This is a genomic window from Cellulophaga sp. 3_MG-2023, assembly GCF_030546975.1.
Lineage (GTDB): Bacteria > Bacteroidota > Bacteroidia > Flavobacteriales > Flavobacteriaceae > Cellulophaga.
In genome coordinates, this window is sequence record NZ_JAUOPS010000003.1 from 155,552 (window position 1) to 175,712 (window position 20,161).

General features: G+C 31.5%; 16 protein-coding genes. 13 read left to right on the plus strand and 3 right to left on the minus strand.

Going from position 1 to position 20,161, the window contains the following annotated elements:
* Position 1: 1 nt before the first annotated feature.
* From kbl to Q4487_RS10425, 10 genes are all read left to right on the plus strand, one after another.
* Positions 2–1,195, plus strand: coding sequence for a glycine C-acetyltransferase (gene kbl, locus Q4487_RS10380; protein ID WP_100894491.1), 1,194 nt, complete (start codon positions 2–4; stop codon positions 1,193–1,195).
* Positions 1,196–1,309: 114 nt separating this feature from the next.
* Positions 1,310–2,668: an OmpA family protein gene (locus tag Q4487_RS10385; protein ID WP_100894492.1), complete on the plus strand. Its 1,359-nt coding sequence runs from the start codon at positions 1,310–1,312 to the stop codon at positions 2,666–2,668.
* 68 nt (positions 2,669–2,736) lie between these two features.
* Positions 2,737–5,475, plus strand: a complete 2,739-nt coding sequence (locus Q4487_RS10390) for a PD-(D/E)XK nuclease family protein (RefSeq protein WP_303542188.1) — start codon at positions 2,737–2,739, stop codon at positions 5,473–5,475.
* 182 nt (positions 5,476–5,657) lie between these two features.
* The gene (locus Q4487_RS10395) at positions 5,658–6,059 is read left to right on the plus strand and encodes a response regulator (RefSeq protein WP_100894494.1); all 402 of its coding nucleotides are present in this window, start codon (positions 5,658–5,660) and stop codon (positions 6,057–6,059) included.
* A gap of 78 nt (positions 6,060–6,137) precedes the next feature.
* Positions 6,138–6,680: a heme NO-binding domain-containing protein gene (locus Q4487_RS10400; protein WP_303542186.1), complete on the plus strand. Its 543-nt coding sequence runs from the start codon at positions 6,138–6,140 to the stop codon at positions 6,678–6,680.
* Complete coding sequence (locus tag Q4487_RS10405) at positions 6,640–8,655, plus strand: PAS domain-containing sensor histidine kinase (RefSeq protein ID WP_303542184.1); 2,016 nt, start codon at positions 6,640–6,642, stop codon at positions 8,653–8,655. The genes Q4487_RS10400 and Q4487_RS10405 overlap by 41 nt, the downstream gene beginning before the upstream one ends.
* Before the next feature lie 5 nt (positions 8,656–8,660).
* On the plus strand, positions 8,661–9,794 hold the full coding sequence (locus tag Q4487_RS10410; protein ID WP_303542182.1) for an FIST signal transduction protein: 1,134 nt from the start codon (positions 8,661–8,663) through the stop codon (positions 9,792–9,794).
* Positions 9,794–10,870 (plus strand): HAMP domain-containing sensor histidine kinase, encoded by a 1,077-nt coding sequence (locus tag Q4487_RS10415; protein WP_303542181.1) that lies wholly within the window; start codon positions 9,794–9,796, stop codon positions 10,868–10,870. The genes Q4487_RS10410 and Q4487_RS10415 overlap by 1 nt, the downstream gene beginning before the upstream one ends.
* Positions 10,857–11,174 (plus strand): Hpt domain-containing protein, encoded by a 318-nt coding sequence (locus tag Q4487_RS10420; protein WP_100894499.1) that lies wholly within the window; start codon positions 10,857–10,859, stop codon positions 11,172–11,174. Before Q4487_RS10415 ends, Q4487_RS10420 begins: the two co-directional genes overlap by 14 nt.
* Positions 11,175–11,177: 3 nt before the next feature.
* A complete protein-coding gene (locus Q4487_RS10425) occupies positions 11,178–11,897 on the plus strand; it encodes a LytTR family DNA-binding domain-containing protein (protein WP_100894500.1) in 720 nt (239 codons plus the stop codon).
* Positions 11,898–11,953: 56 nt separating this feature from the next.
* Here Q4487_RS10425 and Q4487_RS10430 read toward each other — a convergent pair whose 3' ends face one another.
* A complete protein-coding gene (locus tag Q4487_RS10430; protein WP_303542177.1) occupies positions 11,954–14,026 on the minus strand; it encodes a lipopolysaccharide assembly protein LapB in 2,073 nt (690 codons plus the stop codon).
* Positions 14,027–14,252: 226 nt separating this feature from the next.
* Here Q4487_RS10430 and Q4487_RS10435 point away from each other — a divergent pair, with 226 nt between their 5' ends.
* The 3 genes from Q4487_RS10435 to Q4487_RS10445 all read left to right on the plus strand — a co-directional run bounded on the left by Q4487_RS10435 (position 14,253) and on the right by Q4487_RS10445 (position 17,356).
* Positions 14,253–14,555 (plus strand): STAS domain-containing protein, encoded by a 303-nt coding sequence (locus tag Q4487_RS10435; RefSeq protein WP_157811085.1) that lies wholly within the window; start codon positions 14,253–14,255, stop codon positions 14,553–14,555.
* Positions 14,542–15,777, plus strand: coding sequence for a sugar isomerase (locus tag Q4487_RS10440; RefSeq protein WP_303542175.1), 1,236 nt, complete (start codon positions 14,542–14,544; stop codon positions 15,775–15,777). Before Q4487_RS10435 ends, Q4487_RS10440 begins: the two co-directional genes overlap by 14 nt.
* A 307-nt stretch (positions 15,778–16,084) precedes the next feature.
* Positions 16,085–17,356, plus strand: coding sequence for a glycosyltransferase (locus Q4487_RS10445; RefSeq protein ID WP_100894504.1), 1,272 nt, complete (start codon positions 16,085–16,087; stop codon positions 17,354–17,356).
* A 54-nt stretch (positions 17,357–17,410) separates the two neighbouring features.
* Here Q4487_RS10445 and Q4487_RS10450 read toward each other — a convergent pair whose 3' ends face one another.
* Positions 17,411–18,934, minus strand: coding sequence for a glycoside hydrolase family 2 TIM barrel-domain containing protein (locus tag Q4487_RS10450; RefSeq protein WP_303542174.1), 1,524 nt, complete (start codon positions 18,932–18,934; stop codon positions 17,411–17,413).
* Positions 18,931–20,160 (minus strand): hypothetical protein, encoded by a 1,230-nt coding sequence (locus Q4487_RS10455; protein WP_303542173.1) that lies wholly within the window; start codon positions 20,158–20,160, stop codon positions 18,931–18,933. Before Q4487_RS10455 ends, Q4487_RS10450 begins: the two co-directional genes overlap by 4 nt.
* Between the last annotated feature and the right edge of the window lies 1 nt (position 20,161).

The following is a 20,161-nucleotide window of genomic DNA, read 5'->3' on the forward strand; positions in this document are numbered from 1 at the left end:
TATGTACGGTAAAATTAAAGAACACTTACAGCAAGAAATAGACTCAATAAAAGAAGCAGGTCTATACAAAACAGAACGTATAATAACATCTCCACAAGATGCAGTTATTAAAATTTCTACAGGAGAAGAGGTAATTAACTTTTGTGCAAACAATTACTTAGGCTTATCATCTCATCCAGAAGTTGTGCAAGCAGCAAAAGATGCAATGGATACTCATGGTTTTGGTATGTCGTCTGTACGTTTTATATGTGGTACTCAAGACATACATAAAGAGCTAGAGCAAAAAGTAGCTAATTTTTACGGTACAGAAGATACCATATTATATGCAGCAGCTTTTGATGCCAACGGAGGTGTTTTTGAGCCATTGTTATCAGCAGAAGATGCTATCATATCAGACTCATTAAACCACGCATCTATTATAGATGGTGTACGTTTATGTAAAGCAAAGCGATATAGATATGCTAATAACGATATGGCAGATTTAGAAGAGCAGCTTAAAAAAGCAAATGCAGATGGTTCTAGATTTAAGATAATAGTTACAGATGGTGTATTCTCTATGGACGGTTTACTTGCTCCATTAGATAAAATATGTGATCTAGCAGATAAGTATGATGCATTAGTAATGATTGATGAATGCCACTCTGCAGGTTTTATAGGAGAAACTGGCCGTGGAACTCTAGAAGAAAAAGGAGTTTTAGACCGTATAGACATTATAACAGGTACCTTAGGTAAAGCTTTAGGTGGTGCAATGGGAGGTTATACCACAGGTAAAAAAGAAATTATAGAAATTTTAAGACAACGCTCTAGACCATATTTATTCTCTAACTCTTTAGCTCCAGCAATTGTTGGTGCATCTATAAAAGTGTTTGATATGTTAGACAAGGACACAACCTTAAGAGATAAATTGGCAGAAAATACAGCATACTTTAAAAAAGGTATGAAAGCAGCTGGTTTAGATATTATAGATGGAGATTCTGCTATAGTGCCTGTAATGCTCTATGATGCAAAGCTTTCGCAAAAAATGGCAGATATGCTATTAGAAAGAGGTATTTACGTAATAGGGTTTTTCTTTCCTGTAGTGCCAAAAGACAAGGCAAGAATAAGAGTTCAGCTGTCTGCAGCACACGAAAAAGAGCATTTAGACCAAGCAATTGAGGCTTTCACCGAAGTTGGAAAAGAACTTGGTATCATTTAATTAAGTTAATTTTTTTATTAATTGTGTTAAAAAAAAGAGCTGTTTGATTTTGTTAATAAATAGTAACAACTTACATTTGCAGCTTACAAACACTTAAAACTTAAATTTTAAAGCATGAAAAATCTTAGCAAATTAATGGTTGTTGCCTTACTACTAGTAGGTGTAAACAACATGCAAGCGCAAGACGAAAATAATCCTTGGCAGATTAATTTTGGTGTAAACGCAGTTGATATGTGGCCAACTAATGATGATGATGCCCTTTACCAAACTGGAGAATTGTTTGATGAGTACTTCAATGCTACTGATCACTGGAACATTCTTCCTTCTATCTCTTATATTGGAGTTTCTAGATCTGTAGGTAATGGTTTCTCTGTAGGAGTTAGAGGTTCTTTAAATAGAATTGAAAACTTAGGAGACTGGTCAGCTGATGATCTTTCTTACTACGGTTTAGATGGTGCAATTAAATATGCATTCTTAAAAAATACAACAATTGATCCTTTCGTAGAAATCGGTGGTGGTTACACGTGGGTTGATGAAATTGGTGCTGGTACTGTAAATGGTGGTGTTGGTGTTAACATTTGGTTCTCTGAGAACATTGGTTTAACATTACAAACTGGTTACAAGCACGGATTTGAAGATTACAGCGTTAAACATTTCCAACACTTAGCTGGTCTTGCTATCAAATTTGGTGGTGCTGATACAGATGGTGACGGTGTTTATGACAAAGATGATGCTTGTCCAGAAGTTGCTGGTTTAGAAGCTTTCAACGGTTGTCCTGATGCTGATGGTGATGGTATAGAAGACAGCAAAGATGCTTGTCCTAACGAAGCTGGATCTAAAGAAATGAACGGTTGTCCTGATGCTGACGGTGATGGTATCGCTGATAAAGATGACGCTTGTCCTAATGAAGCAGGTACTGCTGCATTAAACGGTTGTCCTGATGCTGATGGTGACGGTGTTGCTGATAAAGATGATAAATGTCCTTCTGAGGCAGGTCCTGCTGAAAACAACGGATGTCCTTGGGCTGATAAAGATAAAGATGGTGTATTAGACAAGGATGATAAATGTCCTGAGGTTGCTGGTACTGTTGCTAACAACGGTTGTCCTGAAGTAACTGAAGAAGTTCAAAAGAAATTGAACGATTACGCTAGAACTATCTTATTTGATACAGGTAAATCTTCTATTAAAGCTGAGTCTACTGCTGTTATGGTAGATATCATTACTATCTTAAAAGAGTACCCTAACGCTAAGTTTACTGTTGAAGGTCACACTGATAGTGTTGGTTCTGCTTCTTTAAACCAGAAATTATCTGAGTCTAGAGCTCTTTCAGTAAAAGAATTTTTAGTAGAAAAAGGAATTGGAGAATTTAGATTATCTGCTGTAGGTTACGGTGAAGATAAGCCAATGGCTACTAACAAAACTAGAGCTGGTAGAAAGCAAAACAGAAGAGTTGAAATCAACTTAGTAAAATAATAAGAGTTTAAAACTCTAATTTTATAGAAAAGGCTCCGCAATTGCGGAGCTTTTTTTATTTTTAACCCATGCAAAGCTTTTTAGAAGATACACTACTTAAAATTATAGATAAAGAAGGTTCATTAGAGAACCTTATTTTTGTTTTACCAAGCAAGCGTGCAGGTACATTTCTTAAAAATGCAATCTCTAAACACGTAAATTCTACAATATTTGCACCTGAAATACAAAGTATAGAAGACTTTGTAGAAAAAATTTCGGGTTTAGCATATGCTTCTAATACGCAGCAGTTATTTGAACTGTATAGAGCATATACAACCACAGTTAAAGGAGAGCAAGATGGTTTCTATGCTTTTTCTAAATGGGGAACTACCCTATTACAAGACTTTAACGAAATTGATAGGTATTTTGTAGATACAAAAAAGATATTTTCTCATTTAAATGCTGTACAAGAAATTAACCACTGGACTGTAGAGAAAGACAAAAGCAGTATAATTACTAATTATATGGCATTTTGGGATTCGTTAGAAGCGCTTTACACAGCTTTTAATGCATCGTTGAAGCAAGAAGGTCTTGGTCACCAAGGTTTGGTCTATAGAGAGGCCTGTGTTAATTTAGATAGTTATATACAAGACACCAAACAATATAAACACTTATTTATTGGGTTTAATGCTTTAAACACAGCAGAGGAATTAATTATTGAAACCATTTTAGAGAAAACTAGTGCAGAAATTTTTTGGGATTTAGATGAGTATTTCTTTAAAGATCCAGTACATGATGCTGGTTTTTTTATTCGTCAGTTTAGTAAAGAGTGGCGTTATTTTAAAGACAAAAGCCTAGAGGTTAATAGCGGTACATATTTAACACCTAAAAATATTACAATTACAGGTGTGCCTAAAAACGTTTCTCAGGCAAAATACGTGGGTAGTATTTTAGGAAATTTGCACCAAGAGAAAAAAAGTATGTTAACCAATACTGCGGTTGTATTAGGAGATGAAACACTTTTAAATCCCTTAATTAATGCAATTCCAGAGGAAATAAATGGTATAAACATTACAATGGGTTTTCCATTGCATAAATCGCCTTTAGAGAGTTTATTTACACAGTTGTTTGAGCTTTATATACGTAGAGACGATAAAGGATGGTATTACCAACACGTAACAACCGTATTAAATCATCCTTACATACAATTACTTTTTTCTACAGATGATGATACAATTAATGCTGCAGATACTATTTGTACTCAAATTAAGTCTAGAAATTGGATTTATGTAGATGTACATAAGTTGCAATTAGTAAATACTACTAAATCTACCTATTTAGATCTTTTGTTTTTTAGCGCTACAGCAACGGTTCCTCTTTTTTTACAAAAATGCTTGGCTTTAATTTCAGGAATTAAGGAACGTATAAATACTGAAGGTAACGGATTAGAATTGGAGTATTTATACAGGTTTCATCAGTTGTTTAACCAGTTAAATGATTTGGCATCTAAATACCCATTTTTAGACGATTTACAGTCGCTCTTTGGATTGTACAAGGAGTTATTGTCTAGTGAAACATTAGATTTTAAAGGAGAACCCTTAAAAGGTTTGCAGATAATGGGAATGTTAGAGAGTAGAAACTTAGATTTTGAAACCGTACTTCTAACTTCTGTTAATGAAGGAATTTTGCCATCTGGTAAATCTAATAATTCATTTATTCCTTTTGATATAAAAAAAATGTATGGTTTGCCTACGTACAAAGAAAAAGATGCCGTATATACGTATCACTTTTACAGACTTCTTCAGCGAGCAAAAAACATATACTTGGTATACAATACAGAACCAGATGTGTTAGAGGGTGGTGAAGTTAGTAGACTAATTAGACAGTTGTTGGCAGACGATAACATATCAAAGTACATTACAGAAACTATTGCTTTTCCTGAAATTAAATCTCCAGAAAAGAAAGAAGTATCAATACAAAAAGATGCAAATTTAATGGAGCTAATTAGGGGTATTGCAGCTTATGGTTTTTCGCCAACATCTTTATCAAACTATATTAGAAATCCGTTAGATTTTTACAAAAAGAATATTTTAAAAATTAACGAACTAGAGGAGGTAGAAGAAACTGTGGCAGCCAATACATTTGGTACTATTGTACATGAAACGTTAGATGAGCTTTATCAGCCATTTATAAATACCTTTTTAGACCCAGATAAACTAAAAGAATTGCTGCCTAGAGTTAATGCTACTGTGCGTAAACATTTTGGTATACATTATAAAAATGTAAGCTTAGAAGAGGGTAAAAATCTAATAGCTTTTAATGTAGTTTTAAAGTACGTAGAAAACTTTATTAAGATAGAAATAGAAAGTGCAAAAAGGCATAGAATAAAAATTATTGGACTAGAAATGTCCTTAAAAACAGCAATAAACGTTCCTGGAATAAATTTTCCTGTGCATATAAAAGGTAAGTTAGATAGGATAGATGAGATAGATGGTGTTTTGCGTGTTATAGATTATAAAACAGGTAAAGTAGAGCAAAAAAATCTTAATTTAAGTAATTGGGAAGATATCATAGAGGAGTATGATAAGAGTAAGGCTTTTCAGTTATTGTGCTATGCTTATATGTATAATGATGTTGTTCCTGTGGATAAAGTAGAGGCAGGAATTTTCTCTTTTAAAAATATAAAAGCAGGGATTTTAAAGTTTACGGAAAACAGAAATACAATAATTACAGAAGATACTATAGCTAAGTTTACAGATGAACTGCACAAATTAATCGGTGAAATATGTAGTCCAGAACATCCCTTTGTAGAAAAAGAGATAAAATAGACCTGTAATGCATTTCATCGATACTTTTTGTTTTTTCATCGGAGTTAAATTTTTTTACAAAAAATGCAACTTTATTCAACTACAATAAACTACCATTCATCTACACTAAATTACTTTTCAACTTTACAAGAAAATTTAAGTAAAATAGAGAAAGTATATTTGCTCATATAAAATCTAGAATTATGAATATTTTATTTATTGAAGACGACATGATTGAGACAATGAAGCTGAAAAGAACAGTGTCAAAGCTTCAATTAAAGCATAATATTACAGAGGCAAAAAATGGTGAAGAAGCTCTAGATATTTTACAGTCTGGTAATACGTTGCCAGATATAATTTTGTTAGACTTAAATATGCCAAGGATGAGTGGTATAGAGTTTTTATCTATTTTAAAAGCAGATGACAAGCTTAGGTTTTTACCTACTATTATATTAACTACATCAGAAAATAGAGCCGATTTACAAGAATGTTACAGAATTGGTATTGCTGGTTATGTAATAAAACCTCTTAAATATGAGGATTACGAAACCAAATTACAGAGTGTTTTAAACTACTGGGACAACAATGAACTAGTAAAAGGATAGTACTTTTAACACCTTTCACAACAAAAGTTACTGGTTGGGTATCATTTTTCTTACTTTTATGCATCTAAATGTCTAAGTATGAAAGGAGTTGTGTTTACAGAATTTTTAGAAATGGTAGAATCTAAGTTTGGTTTAGAAACTGTAGATACTATAATAGAAAATTCTAATTTACCGTCAGAAGGAATCTATACTTCTGTTGGGACTTATAGTTTTAATGAAATGGTTAGCTTAATAACTAGTTTAAGCACCGAAGTTAAAACACCAGTAGGTGATTTAATCTACGCATTTGGGTTGTTTTTATTTGATGGTTTAGCTAGCGCACATCCAGATGTAATAAAAAGCTATAATTCTCCATTAAGCCTAATATATTCTATAGAAGATCATATACACGTACACGTTAAAAAACTGTATCCAGATGCAGAATTACCTACGTTTAAGATTTTAGAAAAAACAGATACTTCAATATCTATGGTATATTCTTCGTCTAGAGGTTTATATCAATTAGCACACGGACTTATTGAAAAATCTTTTGAGCATTTTAACAGTAGTGCCACCGTATCATACAAACTGCTAAATGATAATGGTACAGAAGTTAAATTTGACATTACCCAGAATGGATAGCAACAAAGAAATTTTATTGCTAAAAAGGGCGCTAGAAAGACAAAAAAAAGCCAGGTTACAAGCCGAGAAAATTTTAGAAGTTAAGTCTAAAGAGCTTTTTGATACTGCGTTACACCTTAAGCAAGCAAATAATAAATTAGAAAATTTATTAACTGAGACTACATCAGAATTAGATGGTGGTTTTGTTAATATTATAGACCCGTATGTAGTTATGGATCTTAATTTTAATGTTATTAATATGAACAATTCTGCCCGTGAATTTTTAGGGTATGATAATACCAAGGAGACCATTAACTTACCTAGTTTAGTGCACAAGGACTATATGCAATATACTATAGAGTCTTTTAAAACTCTAATGCAAATAGGAACGCTTAAAAACTATAGAGCTAAAATTATAGTTAAAGATGGTACACATAAATGGGTACAAATAAATACAAGTGTAATATATGATAAACAGCTTAAACCTATAGGCGCACAAGGTATTATTAGAGACATTAGCAAAGAAACAGAAATAAAAGAAATGCTTGGTGAGCAAAAAAAACAATTAGATATAATTGTAGAGAACTCACCATTAGGAATAGTTTTAACCGTAGACGATGAAATAGTAAAGTGCAATGCTGCATTTAACTATCTTTTGGGGTATCCAGAAACTGTTACAAATAAATTAAAATTATCAGACATATCTGAGTCAGAGGATGAAGTTACTACAAAAAAATTAGAGTCGGACTTAGCTTCTGGTATCATAGACAACTTTTCTACAGTAAAACGTTTTTTTAAAAATAATGGAGCGCAAATTTTAGCAAAAACAAGTATAAGTGCTGTAAAAAATAACCAAGGAAAAGTAGAATATCAAGTTTGTGTAATTGAAGATATTACCAAAGAAAGGCAAGCCGAAGAAAAGATTAAAGCAGAAAAAGAGAAGTACAGAGGCATTATTGCTAATATGAACCTTGGAATGGTAGAGGTTACTATAGACAATGAAATACAACTTGTAAATCAGAGTTTTTGTGCTATGAGTGGCTACAGTAAAGATGAGTTAATAGGAGAAGATGCTGTTGCTATTTTACAAATTAAAAATAGTGCTAAAATTGAAACTAAATCTGAAAATAGATTAAAAGGAATATCAGATTCTTACGAGATAAAAATAAAGAATAAAAAAGGGGAAACTAGACACTGGCTGGTAAGTGGTGCACCTAATTATAATGAAGAAGGTAAGGTTGTAGGGTCTATTGGGATACACTTAGATATTACAGAACAAAAAGAGCTAGAACTACAAAAAGAGCAACTGCTAAAAGAATTAAAAATTAGTAATGACGGCTTACAAGAGTATGCTCATATAGTTTCTCATGACCTTAAATCCCCGCTACGGAGTATAAGTGCTTTGGCAACTTGGACGTATGAGGACTATAAAGATGTGTTAGATGAAGCAGGTGTGCAAAACTTAACCTTAATGCAAGAGAAGGTTGCGTTTATGGATAAGCTAATTCACGGAATTTTAGAGTATTCTACAGCAGGTAGTGCTCAAATGTCTAATGCTAAAGTAGATTTAAATACTGTTATTACAGACATTACAGAAAGTATTTACATACCCGATCATGTACAGGTAATTGTACCCAAAAAGTTACCGCTATTACAAGCAGATAGTACTAAAATGCATCAATTGTTTCAGAATATTATAGGTAATGCAGTAGTGCATATTGAAGCAGAAAAAGGTTTAGTGCAAGTGCTTTTTGAGGAAGAGCCAGATCATTGGCTGTTTTGTATAGAGGATAATGGTGTTGGTATACCTGAAAAATTTCATAAAAAAATCTTTGAGATTTTCCAATCTATAGGAGATAATGAACGTTCTACAGGTATTGGTTTATCAATAGTTAAAAAAATTGTAGACCGTTACGAGGGTAAAGTATGGGTAGAAAGCGAATTAGGAAAAGGAACTAAATTCTTTTTTACACTTAAAAAAAATCTTAATAATTAATAGTTATGAAAATAGTACAAGCTAAAAAAGATAAAGGAGCTGATTTTGTTTTTATAACAGATAAAATTAATTTGGTAGCACCATTAGTCTTGGTTTTTGGGAACAGACTTTTGTTAGAAGATCAAAATCTGTATGCAGAAATTAAAGAAATGTTTCCTGCAGGAAATATTGTTTTTGGCAGTACTTCAGGTGAAATTTTAGAAGATAAAGTATCAGACAATACAATTGTTTTAACTGCTATAGAGTTTGAGAAATCTTCTTACCTAGTAAAAAGCAAAAACGTAAAAGAATTTGATAATAACGAGACAGCTTTAGGTTCGCAATTAATATCAGAATTTCCTAAAAAAGGTTTAAAACACGTTTATGTTATTTCTGAAGGTAGTACTGTTAATGGCAGTGCTTTAATTGAAGGTATAGAAAAAGAAAAACACATATCTATAGGTTTGTCTGGTGGTTTGTGCGGTGATGATGATAGGTTTGAGAAAACATTGGCATCTTACAATAGCAACCCTAAAGAAGGAGAAATTGTAGCAGTTGGTTTTTATGGAGAAACCTTAGAAGTTACAAGTGCAAATTATGGTGGTTGGACAGGTTTTGGTCCAGAGCGTATTATAACAAAATCTAAAGGGAATATTTTATATGAGTTAGATGGTAAACCTGCGTTAGATTTGTATAAAAAATATTTAGGAGATAAGGCAAATGAGCTACCTAAATCTGCGCTACTATACCCATTAAGTGTAAAGACTAGCGAAAATGCACAACCAATTGTACGTACAATTTTAAATATTGATGAAGACCAAAACACAATGATTTTGGCTGGTGATGTTCCAGAAGGATCTATAGTACAATTAATGATGTCTACAGTAGATGATATTGCAGAAGGCGCAAGTATAGCTGCAAAATATGCAACTAAAAACAGAGAAAAAAGACCAGAATTAGCATTGCTTGTAAGTTGTATTGGACGTAAATTGGTAATGGACCAAAGAACAGAAGAAGAAGTAGAAGAAGTTTTGGATGTTATTGGTAACCAATCTAAAATTATTGGTTATTATTCTTACGGAGAAATGGCTCCTTTTGAAGGTGATAATGCCTGTAAACTTCACAACCAAACAATGACATTAACCTTAATAAGCGAATAATGCATTCACTCTTAAAAAGACAAATACGCAAAAATTTGCCTGATGGGTTAAAGGATAATCCAGATTTAGAAAAGTTCTTTGGAGCTATAGAAAAATCATACGCAGATTATGATGATAAAATAGCAATGATACAGCGTGCAACCACTATAAGTGCACAAGAATTAAAGGCTGCAAATATAGAGTTAGCGCAAGAAGCACAAGAGCAAAAAAAGACGCTGCAAGCATTAGAACAGGCGGTAAATAGTCTAAATTTAAATTTAGATAATTCAGAAAATATAGTAACCAGTAATAAAAATATGGTTAGTGCTCAAAAACTGGCAAAACATATTAGCAAGCAAGCAGAGTATATTGCCCTGGTAACTCAAGAAAAAGATAACTTGGTTAAAGATTTAGAAGAGCAAAATAAATCATTAAACAATTATGCTCATGTAGTATCCCATGATTTAAAATCTCCTATGCGTAATATTAATACGCTTATAAGTTGGATTGTTGAAGAAGAAAAACACAAGTTTACAGAAGATAGTTTAAATAACTGCGATTTAATTTCTCAGAACTTAGTTAAAATGGACAACCTAGTTAGTGGCATTTTAAAGCACGCAACAATTGGGTCTAATGAAGAAACTAAGAGCAATGTAAATATTTTAGAGCTTTTAAAAAATATAAAAAGTACTATTTATATACCTAAAAATGTTAATGTTATAGTTTCAGAAAATATGCCTATACTTTTTTTAGATAAGTATAGATTAGAGCAATTATTTATGAACCTACTAACAAATGCGGTTAAAGCAACAGAGCATAAAGATAAAGGTGTTGTTAGTGTTGCTTTTGAGGAAGAACCTAACTATTGGAAGTTTATAGTAAAGGATAATGGTAAAGGAATACCAGCAAAATACCAAAACAAAATTTTTGAAATGTTTAAAAAGTTAGATAATGATATAGAATCTAACGGAATTGGATTAGCATTAGTAGAAAAAATTGTAACTTTCTATGGAGGTAAAATTTGGTTAGAATCAAAAGAAGGAGAAGGAACAATATTTTATTTTACGATTAAAAAAGACCACAATGGAGCAGCCTAACCTAAATTATGTGCACAAATTAGCAGATGGTAATACAAGTTTTTTAAATGAATTTGTAAAAATTATAAAAGACGAGTTCCCTGATGAAAAACAAACATATACAACAGCGGTAGAGGCAAAAGACAATAAAGCATCTGCAGAAATAGTACATAAATTAAAACATAAATTTAATATACTAGGATTAGAAAAAGCATATGCACTGGCTGTAACTTATGAGGAGCAGCTATTAAAAGGAACGTATGATTTACATATAGAATTTAAGCTAATATTAGACAAGATAACTAGCTATTTAAAAACCATTTAAACTATGAGATGTATTATAGTAGACGACGAGGCAACAGCTAGGTTAATTGTTGCACAACTTTGCTCTAACGTAAAAGAGTTAGAGGTTGTAGACGCTTTTGGAGGAGCTATGGAGGCCATAAAATTTTTAAACCAGAATACAGTAGATGTTATTTTTTTAGATATACATATGCCTGGATTTAGTGGGTTTGATTTTGTGCAAACATTAAAAAATCCGCCAAAAATAGTATTAACTACTTCAGATACAAATTTTGCTATAGAGGCATATGAATATGAAGCTATTGTAGATTATTTGGTTAAACCAGTTACTCAAGATCGTTTTAATAAATCTATATTAAAAGTTAAAGCTGCGCTTGCACAAAAACCAAAAGAAGAGGTATCTACGCCAGAGACTTCAGCAGGCTCAGATCTTGGTGAAGAATTATATATAAATATAGACAGGCGTTTAATTAAAATTAAATTTAACGATATACAGCTTATTGAAGCTAAAGGAGACTATATAGAAGTAAAAACAATAAAAGAGACTTATAGGGTGCGTAATACCTTAAAAAAGGTAAAGGATAAACTGCCTGAAAAATTGTTTTTGCAAATACACAGATCTTACATTATAAATTTCACTAAAATTATAGATATTGAAGATAATAGTGTACTTATAGAAAAAAATGTAGTGCCAATTAGCAGATCTAACAGACCAGAATTAATGAGAAGGCTAAATTTATTGTAAGCCACTATTTTCTATTAAAAAACAAGTTTATGCCTTAACAGTAGTTAAGGCATTTTTTATTTTATCTGATATTTTTTCTTCAATTTATTTAAAAATAATGGTTGTTTAGTTAGGTAGTATTTTAGTTTAATACCAACTTCAGTAAACTCAAAACCAGCAGCAGTAGCAGATGCTATGTTACTATATTTGCCATATACATCACCAATAAATCGGTCTGAAAACTGATGAGTTAAACCAGCTTCAGCTCTAAAAAGTGAACTAGCATCTTGCTCTTCTACATATTGTAAGCCTGTAGCGGCACTAGCAAAATAATTTGTTTTTTCATTTATTTTACCTCTAACATCACCAAAAAGTTCAACAGCTTTGTACTTTTCTGGACTAAAGTATATTAATGGCAATTGGTCTTTAAAAGTTATATACTGGTAATTAAGTCCAAACTTTAAAGCAGGTTTACGTAAAACATTATAATATAAAGATGTAAAAAGTAGGTTTCTTTCATTATCATCTGTTTGCTTAGTGTGTATAAGTTGGCTATACCAACCTAAATTAAAATTAGTGCTAAGGTTATAAATTAAGCTGTAATGGTTCATTACAATTTCTCTTTCTATAAGTTCAGCATTAAAGTTTTGTACTTCTCTTTGGTAGCCTAAATCTAAGTTTAAAAAAGACAAAGGTTTCATTTGTAATTTAGCCTGTAAAATAGGCTGAGTGTATGATGTATTAGAGAATCTAGAGTTGTTAAGCCCTATAGAGGTTAATAAATTAGTTTGAGGCATTAACTTATACTCAATATCTGCTTGTGCAACATGAGCATTTGCTTTGTTATTAGTAGTTGTGTTTTCTGTTGTTCTATATTGATAGGATACAGTTGTTTTGAATTTAGTAGATAAAGGAACCATAACTGCAGTTCTAAAAGAAACAGCTGTATTGTCTCCATTATCAAACGTGTAGCTAACTTGTTGTTCTGCAAAAGGCGTGTAATTTTTATTTAATTTTTTTATTAAGCCTGATGCGTCTTTCTGTTTAGGAAAAATATCTAAAGTTTTATATGTAGTAACATATGCAGGCACAATTTTATCAGAAGCAAAAAGTGCATTTGCTTTACCCAAATTACCATCAAAAGACAAGCTGTCATTTACTAATATTTTATTATAATTAGTAATACTAGTTTTAAATTTAGCAGTGTACATACCTAATGTAGCTTTTAGTGCCATAACCCAATTACGGTTTGGGTATTTTTCTTCTAAAGCGTTAATTTCTTGTTTTGCAGATACAAATTTTCTATTCCATATTAATGCCTGTACGTAGCGTTCTGTGCTTTTTTCTATAAGCTCTTTATCTTTTAGATCTACTGCCTTCTCTTTAGCTTTTATTGCTGTTCGTAATGCTATTTTATCTTTTTCACCAATATGTTCTGCCAAAGCAACACCATTTAATGCAGTAACAGAGTCTTTTGGTGTTTTTGCGTATTGGTAATATGTTTTTTTAGCTTTATCAACATTTTTAGTAATTAAATAAATGTTAGCTAAGTTTAGCAAAGCATCTTTATCATCTGTAAAATCGGTAAGTATTTCTTTTAAAAGACTTTCTCCTTTTTTATAATTTTGATTATTAACGTAATAATTAGCGTAACCTAGCTTTATATATTTTCTAGATACCTTAGCACCATTATTCTTTGGATCTACTTCTATTGCTTTATTAACCCACTTTAAAGCATCTTTATACTCTTTTAAATTACTTAGTGTGTTTGCATACCCTAAAATTGCGGCAAAATTACTAGGGTTATTAGCAACCAAATCTGCATATAGTGGTTTTGCTTCTTTAAATTGGTTTGCCCATAAAAAAGATTCGTTGTAATTTATTTGTACTTCAAAATCATTTGGATGTTTTTTTAAAAGATTAGCAAAAATAGTATTAGCCTTTTCAGGGTTTCCGCTTAGGCCTACAGCTCTACCATAACACAATTGTACAGTTTTGTTGTTAGGGTAGGTTTTACTTAGTGGTTCAAAAAAATCTTTAGCATCTTTAAATTCTCCATTTTCTAGCATTTTAAAACCAGGTGAAAAATCTTCTTGGGCTACAGCTGTAACAGTCAAAAAAAGCAAAAAAAGCAGTGTAAATTTTTTCATTATTAGAGTGGTAGGGTTAGTACTACAGAAAGATAACGAATACATTCTTTATTTATTAGCTATTTATAATTTATTTAAGAGATAGATGCAATTTTACTTTAAAGATTAAAACTTACCATTCGTCTACAGAAAACAGTTAACCGTCTACAGTCGCTAATTTTTTCTTTTTTGTTCATAGATATTTGCTACAACAAATAATATAAACTTAACCTAAAAGACAAATATTATGGCATTACTTATAAATCAGAACAACAATTTTATTGAAGTAAAAGGGAATCTTAATTCTCAGAATATGAAATCATTAAAGAGCCATATAGATTATTATTTAAAAAATAATGAAAAAGTAACTTTGTCTTTAGACCGCTTAAATAACATAATGTATTCTAGCGCTAAACAATTAGAGCAACTTTATATTAAGGTTGCAAAAAACAACAAGGTTTTAACAATTGTAGGTCAAGAAAACAAGGATATTGCATCTATTATGGCTATGTCTAACACATCTTATATTTTTAGCAATGACCGCGTTTAGTTTTGTAAATAAAAAAATTACTCCAGAACAAATATTTATGACAAGTGTGCTTGTTGTAAATGGGGGTAACTACCTGTATAACCTAATTTTAGGACGTATGTTGGGTCCTGCAGCATTTGCAGATGCAGCATTACTAATAACATTATTATTAGTACTTTCTTTTGTAGGAATGACTTTTCAATTGGTGACAACTAAATTCAATATTATATTTTCAGGAAACCAATGGTCTGCCTTTGAAAATTATATGAAGAAGTATGCCGTTATTTTTGGAGTTACAATTGGAGCTTTATTATTCTTATTTGCAGAAAACTTGCAGCAGTTATTTAATACAGAATCTTCAACAATGTTTAGGGTTTTTGCAATTGGTATTCCGCTTTACTTTATAATGTCTATTAAAAGAGGAAAGTTTCAGGGAAAACAAGATTATACAAACCTATCTGTAACATACCAGTCAGAAATGTGGAGCAGATTATTAATAACATTGGTGTTATTGTTATTGGTTCCTATGAATCCGGCTTTTTTAGTAGCTGTGGGTATTGTTATTTCGTTTGTTTTTGGGCTTATGCCTGTAAAGTTTAAAAAAATATCATTTGCAGCATCAAAGGTTTTAACACCTGCAAATAAAAAGAAAGTAACCACATTTATTTTATTAACGGCTGGTTATGAGCTTACGCAAATTATTATAAACAATAGCGATGTACTTTTAGTAAAACATTATTTTAACTCCTTAGACGCTGGTCTTTATGCTTCTTTAGCATTAATAGGTAGAGTGGTTTATTTTGTAGCTTGGATGTTTGTAATGTTATTATTGCCTGCAGTAATAGAAAAAAGAAAAGAAGGTAAACGTACAGCACCAATTTTATTTAAATATGTTGGTTATATAAGCTTACTATCTTTAGTTATAGTTGGAGGTTGTTACTTTTTTCCAGAAACAATAATTTCTTTAATGTTTGGAGATGCTTATGTAGCAATGTCATCATTACTATGGCAGTATGCTTTAGCAACATCACTTTTTGCAATCTCTAACATTTTTGCATACTATTTTTTATCTCTAGACTATTATGTTCCTGTTATACTATCTGGTGTATTGGGATTGTCACAAATAGTATTAATAATATTTTTTCATAGCAGTTTAGCTATGGTAGTACAATTACAAATTATAGTAATGTTAGCGTTGCTTTTTGCACAACTACTTTACTTTTCATCAAAAAGAAATATATAAGACCTACTTATAATTTGGTTAGCTTCCCCCGATAAAATGCTTGGAACTTTTTTTATAAAGTTTCAGGCTTTTTTGTTTTATAGACAGACTACAATAAAATACAGAAAAAGCTTCTTTTTTACTTATTTCCTTTTTTAACAATTACCATTCGTCTCAGGTAATTTTTCCTTTATTTTCTTTAACCTCAGGACACTTCCCATTCATCTACAGTAATTGTCACCTCATCTCTAATCACCTATTAAATAAGGGTTTAAGATGGATATTTGTATAAGAAATTTAACCCAAGCAAATAGTAAAACTTAACCTTATGAAATTAGCAATTGTAACAGCATACCCGCCAAGTAAAGTAACTTTAACAGAATACGGATACCACTTGGTAAAACATTTTAGACTACAAAAAGAAGTAACTGAAATAGTTTTAATTACAGACAAAACCAAAGAAGCCAAAGACCTTTCTTTTACTGAAGATGGTTGTAAAATTACAGTTAAAGAATGCTGGAATTTTAATAGCTACAAAAATGTTTTTGGTATTATGGGTGCAATTGCAGACACTAAGCCAGACGCAGTTTTATTTAATCTTCAGTTTTTAAAATTTGGAGATAAAAAAGTCCCAGCTGCGTTAGGTTTAATGTTACCATTAATATGTAAGTTAAAAGGAATACCAACAATATCTTTATTACACAATATATTAGAACAGGTAGATTTAGAAAATGCAGGTATCACTAAAAATAGTTTTTTAAAGAGAGCTTATAATTTTATAGGAGCATCATTAACAAAAGTGGTTTTATCATCTGATATTTTAGCCGTAACAATAAGCAAGTACAAAACAATTTTAGAAGGTAAGTATAACTCTAGAAATGTAGCTTTAATTCCTCATGGAGCTTTTGAAACTCCACCAGAGCCAACATACAAATTGCCAAAAGGAGCAAAGCAAGTAATGGCTTTTGGGAAATTTGGAACCTATAAAAAAGTAGAAATTTTAATTGATGCTGTAGAGATTATTCGTCAGCGAACAAAGCAAGATATAGAAATAGTAATAGCAGGTACAGATAGCCCAAACACACCAGGTTATTTAAATGAAGTGAGCGAAAAATATAAGCACGTAGACCAATTAAGGTTTACTGGTTATGTTGCAGAAGAAGATGTACCTGTTATTTTTAATGATAGTGCAGTGGTTGTTTTTCCTTACACCTCTACAACGGGTAGTTCTGGAGTATTACACCAAGCAGGTAGTTACGGTAAAGCAGTTGCGTTACCAGATTTAGGAGATCTTAGTATTTTGGTAAAAGAAGAAGGATATAAAGGTGAGTTTTTTAACCCAGAATCTGCAGAGTCTTTAGCAGATGCTATAGAAAATATTATTACGTATGATGAGTATAGAGAAGAGTTAAGTAGAACAAATTACAAAGCAGCATGTTCTTTACCAATGTCTGATATTACACAGATGTATGTAGATTACTTTACAGCAATACAAATGGCTAAAACTGGAGACATAAGTATTGATACTATTATAGCAGAAAGAGAAAAAGAAAGAGAGATGGAGAAAGAAAGAGAAGCAGTAGAGCTTTTAGTAAAATAAATTATGGTGAGGTTAAGCCAAAAAAGGGGAACAGTATGGTTAGCTGTTTCCCTTTTACTTTTTAGGTTTAATATAGTCTAATGCTTTTTTTGGTTTGCCTTCTGCACTAAATAAACCAAAATGCTTTTGTTGGCTTTTACGCCAAGGCAACCTACCTACTACGGCAGTTGGTATAGTTTCAAAATCATATAAAGTCCATAATACAAACGGAATATTTTCTTGTGCCACATACCCTTGCATTTCTTTATAATAGTCTGCTTGGGCATCGGTAGATCCTGAGTAAAAATTCCAAATACCACTATATGATGAGTAGCCATATTCTTGTAAAACCAATTCTTTACCTTCACTTTTATTTTTTAATACTTTAAATGAATTTAAAAAATCTTCGGGTTTTTTATAGTAGTGAAAAGATACAAAGTCTACTTCTTTAACTAAGTTTTCTGCAGCTTCTGTACTAGACCAACCTACAGTTATATTTGTTTTAGAGTCCCATTTTTTAATGTTCTTAATCATTTCTTTTAGCCAAGCCATAACTTTTGGTTTTCCCCTGGATTCAAAATCTAAATCGGGCTCGTTTTTTATATCCCAAGCAACCAATGCAGGGTGGTTTTTTAATGTATTTACAATTTGTTCTGCATGTCTATGAGTTAGTGTCCAATCTTGCACGTCATAATTGCCATAAAAATCAAACAAAGTAACTATTACTTTTAATTTGTGTTGTTGTGCAATATCTAAAGTTTGCTCTAATTGCATTAGTTTTTTAGTATCTACCGTAGCTTTTCCAAAAGCCTCATAGGGTACAAAAATTCTAATAGTGTTTAACTTTAAGCTTTGTATTAGAGCAAAATCTTTTTTTAGAGTTACAGTGTCAAATTTTTTACCAAACATATCCCAGGGTGTATTTTTGGGATAGTAATTTATGCCAGACATTTTTTTTGCAACCTTCTGTTTTAGTTTAGAAACACTTTCTAGGCTATCGTTTTTTTGCTCTAATTCTTCCAAGTGTCTTATGCGCCAAAATCCGTCTTCTAAAAGCATCATTACTTTGTAACTTGGAGCACTGTTAAAACTACTTATTAAGTTTTTATTACTGTAAACTTCATTGTATTGTTCTGCTTTATTGTCTGTAAACACTACAAGTTTTCCGTCAGCACTGTAAAAATCTATAGTTGGGTTATGTTGTATAGATGTAGTAATTAGCGTAGTGTTATTTTTGGTGTTTAATGAAATAATACTATCTATTTTTGCTCTAGCACTTGTGGTGTAAAAATCATCTACACCATACATGTTATTTGTTGCCAAGGCAATATTGCGAACATTCCACGCATTTTTATAATCATTTTCTATAGCATCTAAAGTTTGGTCTTCAATTGGTCTGCCTTCGTTGGTAGTGTTGTTCCATATAATTTTAGGAGAATATGTTTCTTCAAAATTCTGTTCTATATGTAAAATAGTAGTTCTGTCTGCTCCTGTGTTTAAGTAAGACAACATGGCGCTAATACCAACTAGTATTAACCCATTTAATACAATAAATGAAATTAATAAAAGTGCTCGATATATAATTTTGTTTATCTTCATTTTAAGGTAACAACTTTGTTTTTAACTATGCCTGCAGCTTCAATTTTAATGGTATAAATACCAGGTTTAAAAAAAGCTTTATCAAAATTAAATGTGGCAACACCTTTTAAAGATGTTGTTTTTTTAGTGTTTAATAAAGTTTTATCTGCACTATAAATAGTTGCTGTAACAGCTAGCCCATCTGGCACAAATTGCTGCATAAAACTTTCTATAGGTCCAATGGTAATTGTTCTGTTATTTGCAGATAATTGTATGTTATAATCTTTAACAGCAGAGTTAAACTCTACAGTAATAGGTTTGCTTTTTGCAGCTCCGGTTACGTAAGCTGTAATTGTCCAAGATTCTTCTTTAGATGGGTGTAGTAGTTTTGCAATAGCTACACCATTTATAGTTGTGCCATTTGTTTGTAGCAATCTGCCTTCGCTATTTTTGGCAGTAAAAAGAACTAAAGTACCATCACTTACAATATTGCCGTGATTATCTTTTATTGTAGATGTTGTAAATGTTATAATTTGGTTGCCATCTGCGTACTCGTGGTTTCTACTATAATCTACAGAAAAATCGGCAGCATTATCTGGTAAAATTACAGAGGTTAATTCTTTAGATTTTGTGCTGTCTACTAAGGATGTTATTAAAATACGACCTGTTTTTTTAGGCGAAAAAATATTGGTCCAAGCCACTAAATTTTTAACCTTTAAAGTATCTACGGTTACATTTTTTTTAAACTGATGTTTTATAGCCACCTTGGTGCCAGTAACCAAAGGGTTATCATACTTATCTGTAGGAGCATTTACAAGCATTGAAAAATCGTTACCACCAGCAATAATACTTCTAGGGCCTAAGTATGTTTCTAACTTCGGTTTTTTTTCAGCACTAGGTAAAATACGTATAGTTCCGCTTAATTTTGTGTGCGTGTCTAAAACCAGTCGCCAATGTAAATTACTAGCAATTTTTGTAAAACTTTCAGGGATCTTAAAAATTATATTTTCTTTCTCTTTTTTGGGAAAAACAACAGTTAATCCATAAGCGTTTTTTATCACCAAAACAGCATTATTATCCTTGCTAGCAGAAAATTTTAAAACAATGCTATCTGTAACTGAGTATCTTTTTTTACTAGTTAACTCTGTAAACAAAATGTTGCTATTATCTTGTTTTTTAGGCGCCTTTTTTTTACCGCAACTACAGCAGAAAATTACTAGTATTAATATGTGTATATAATGCTTCAAA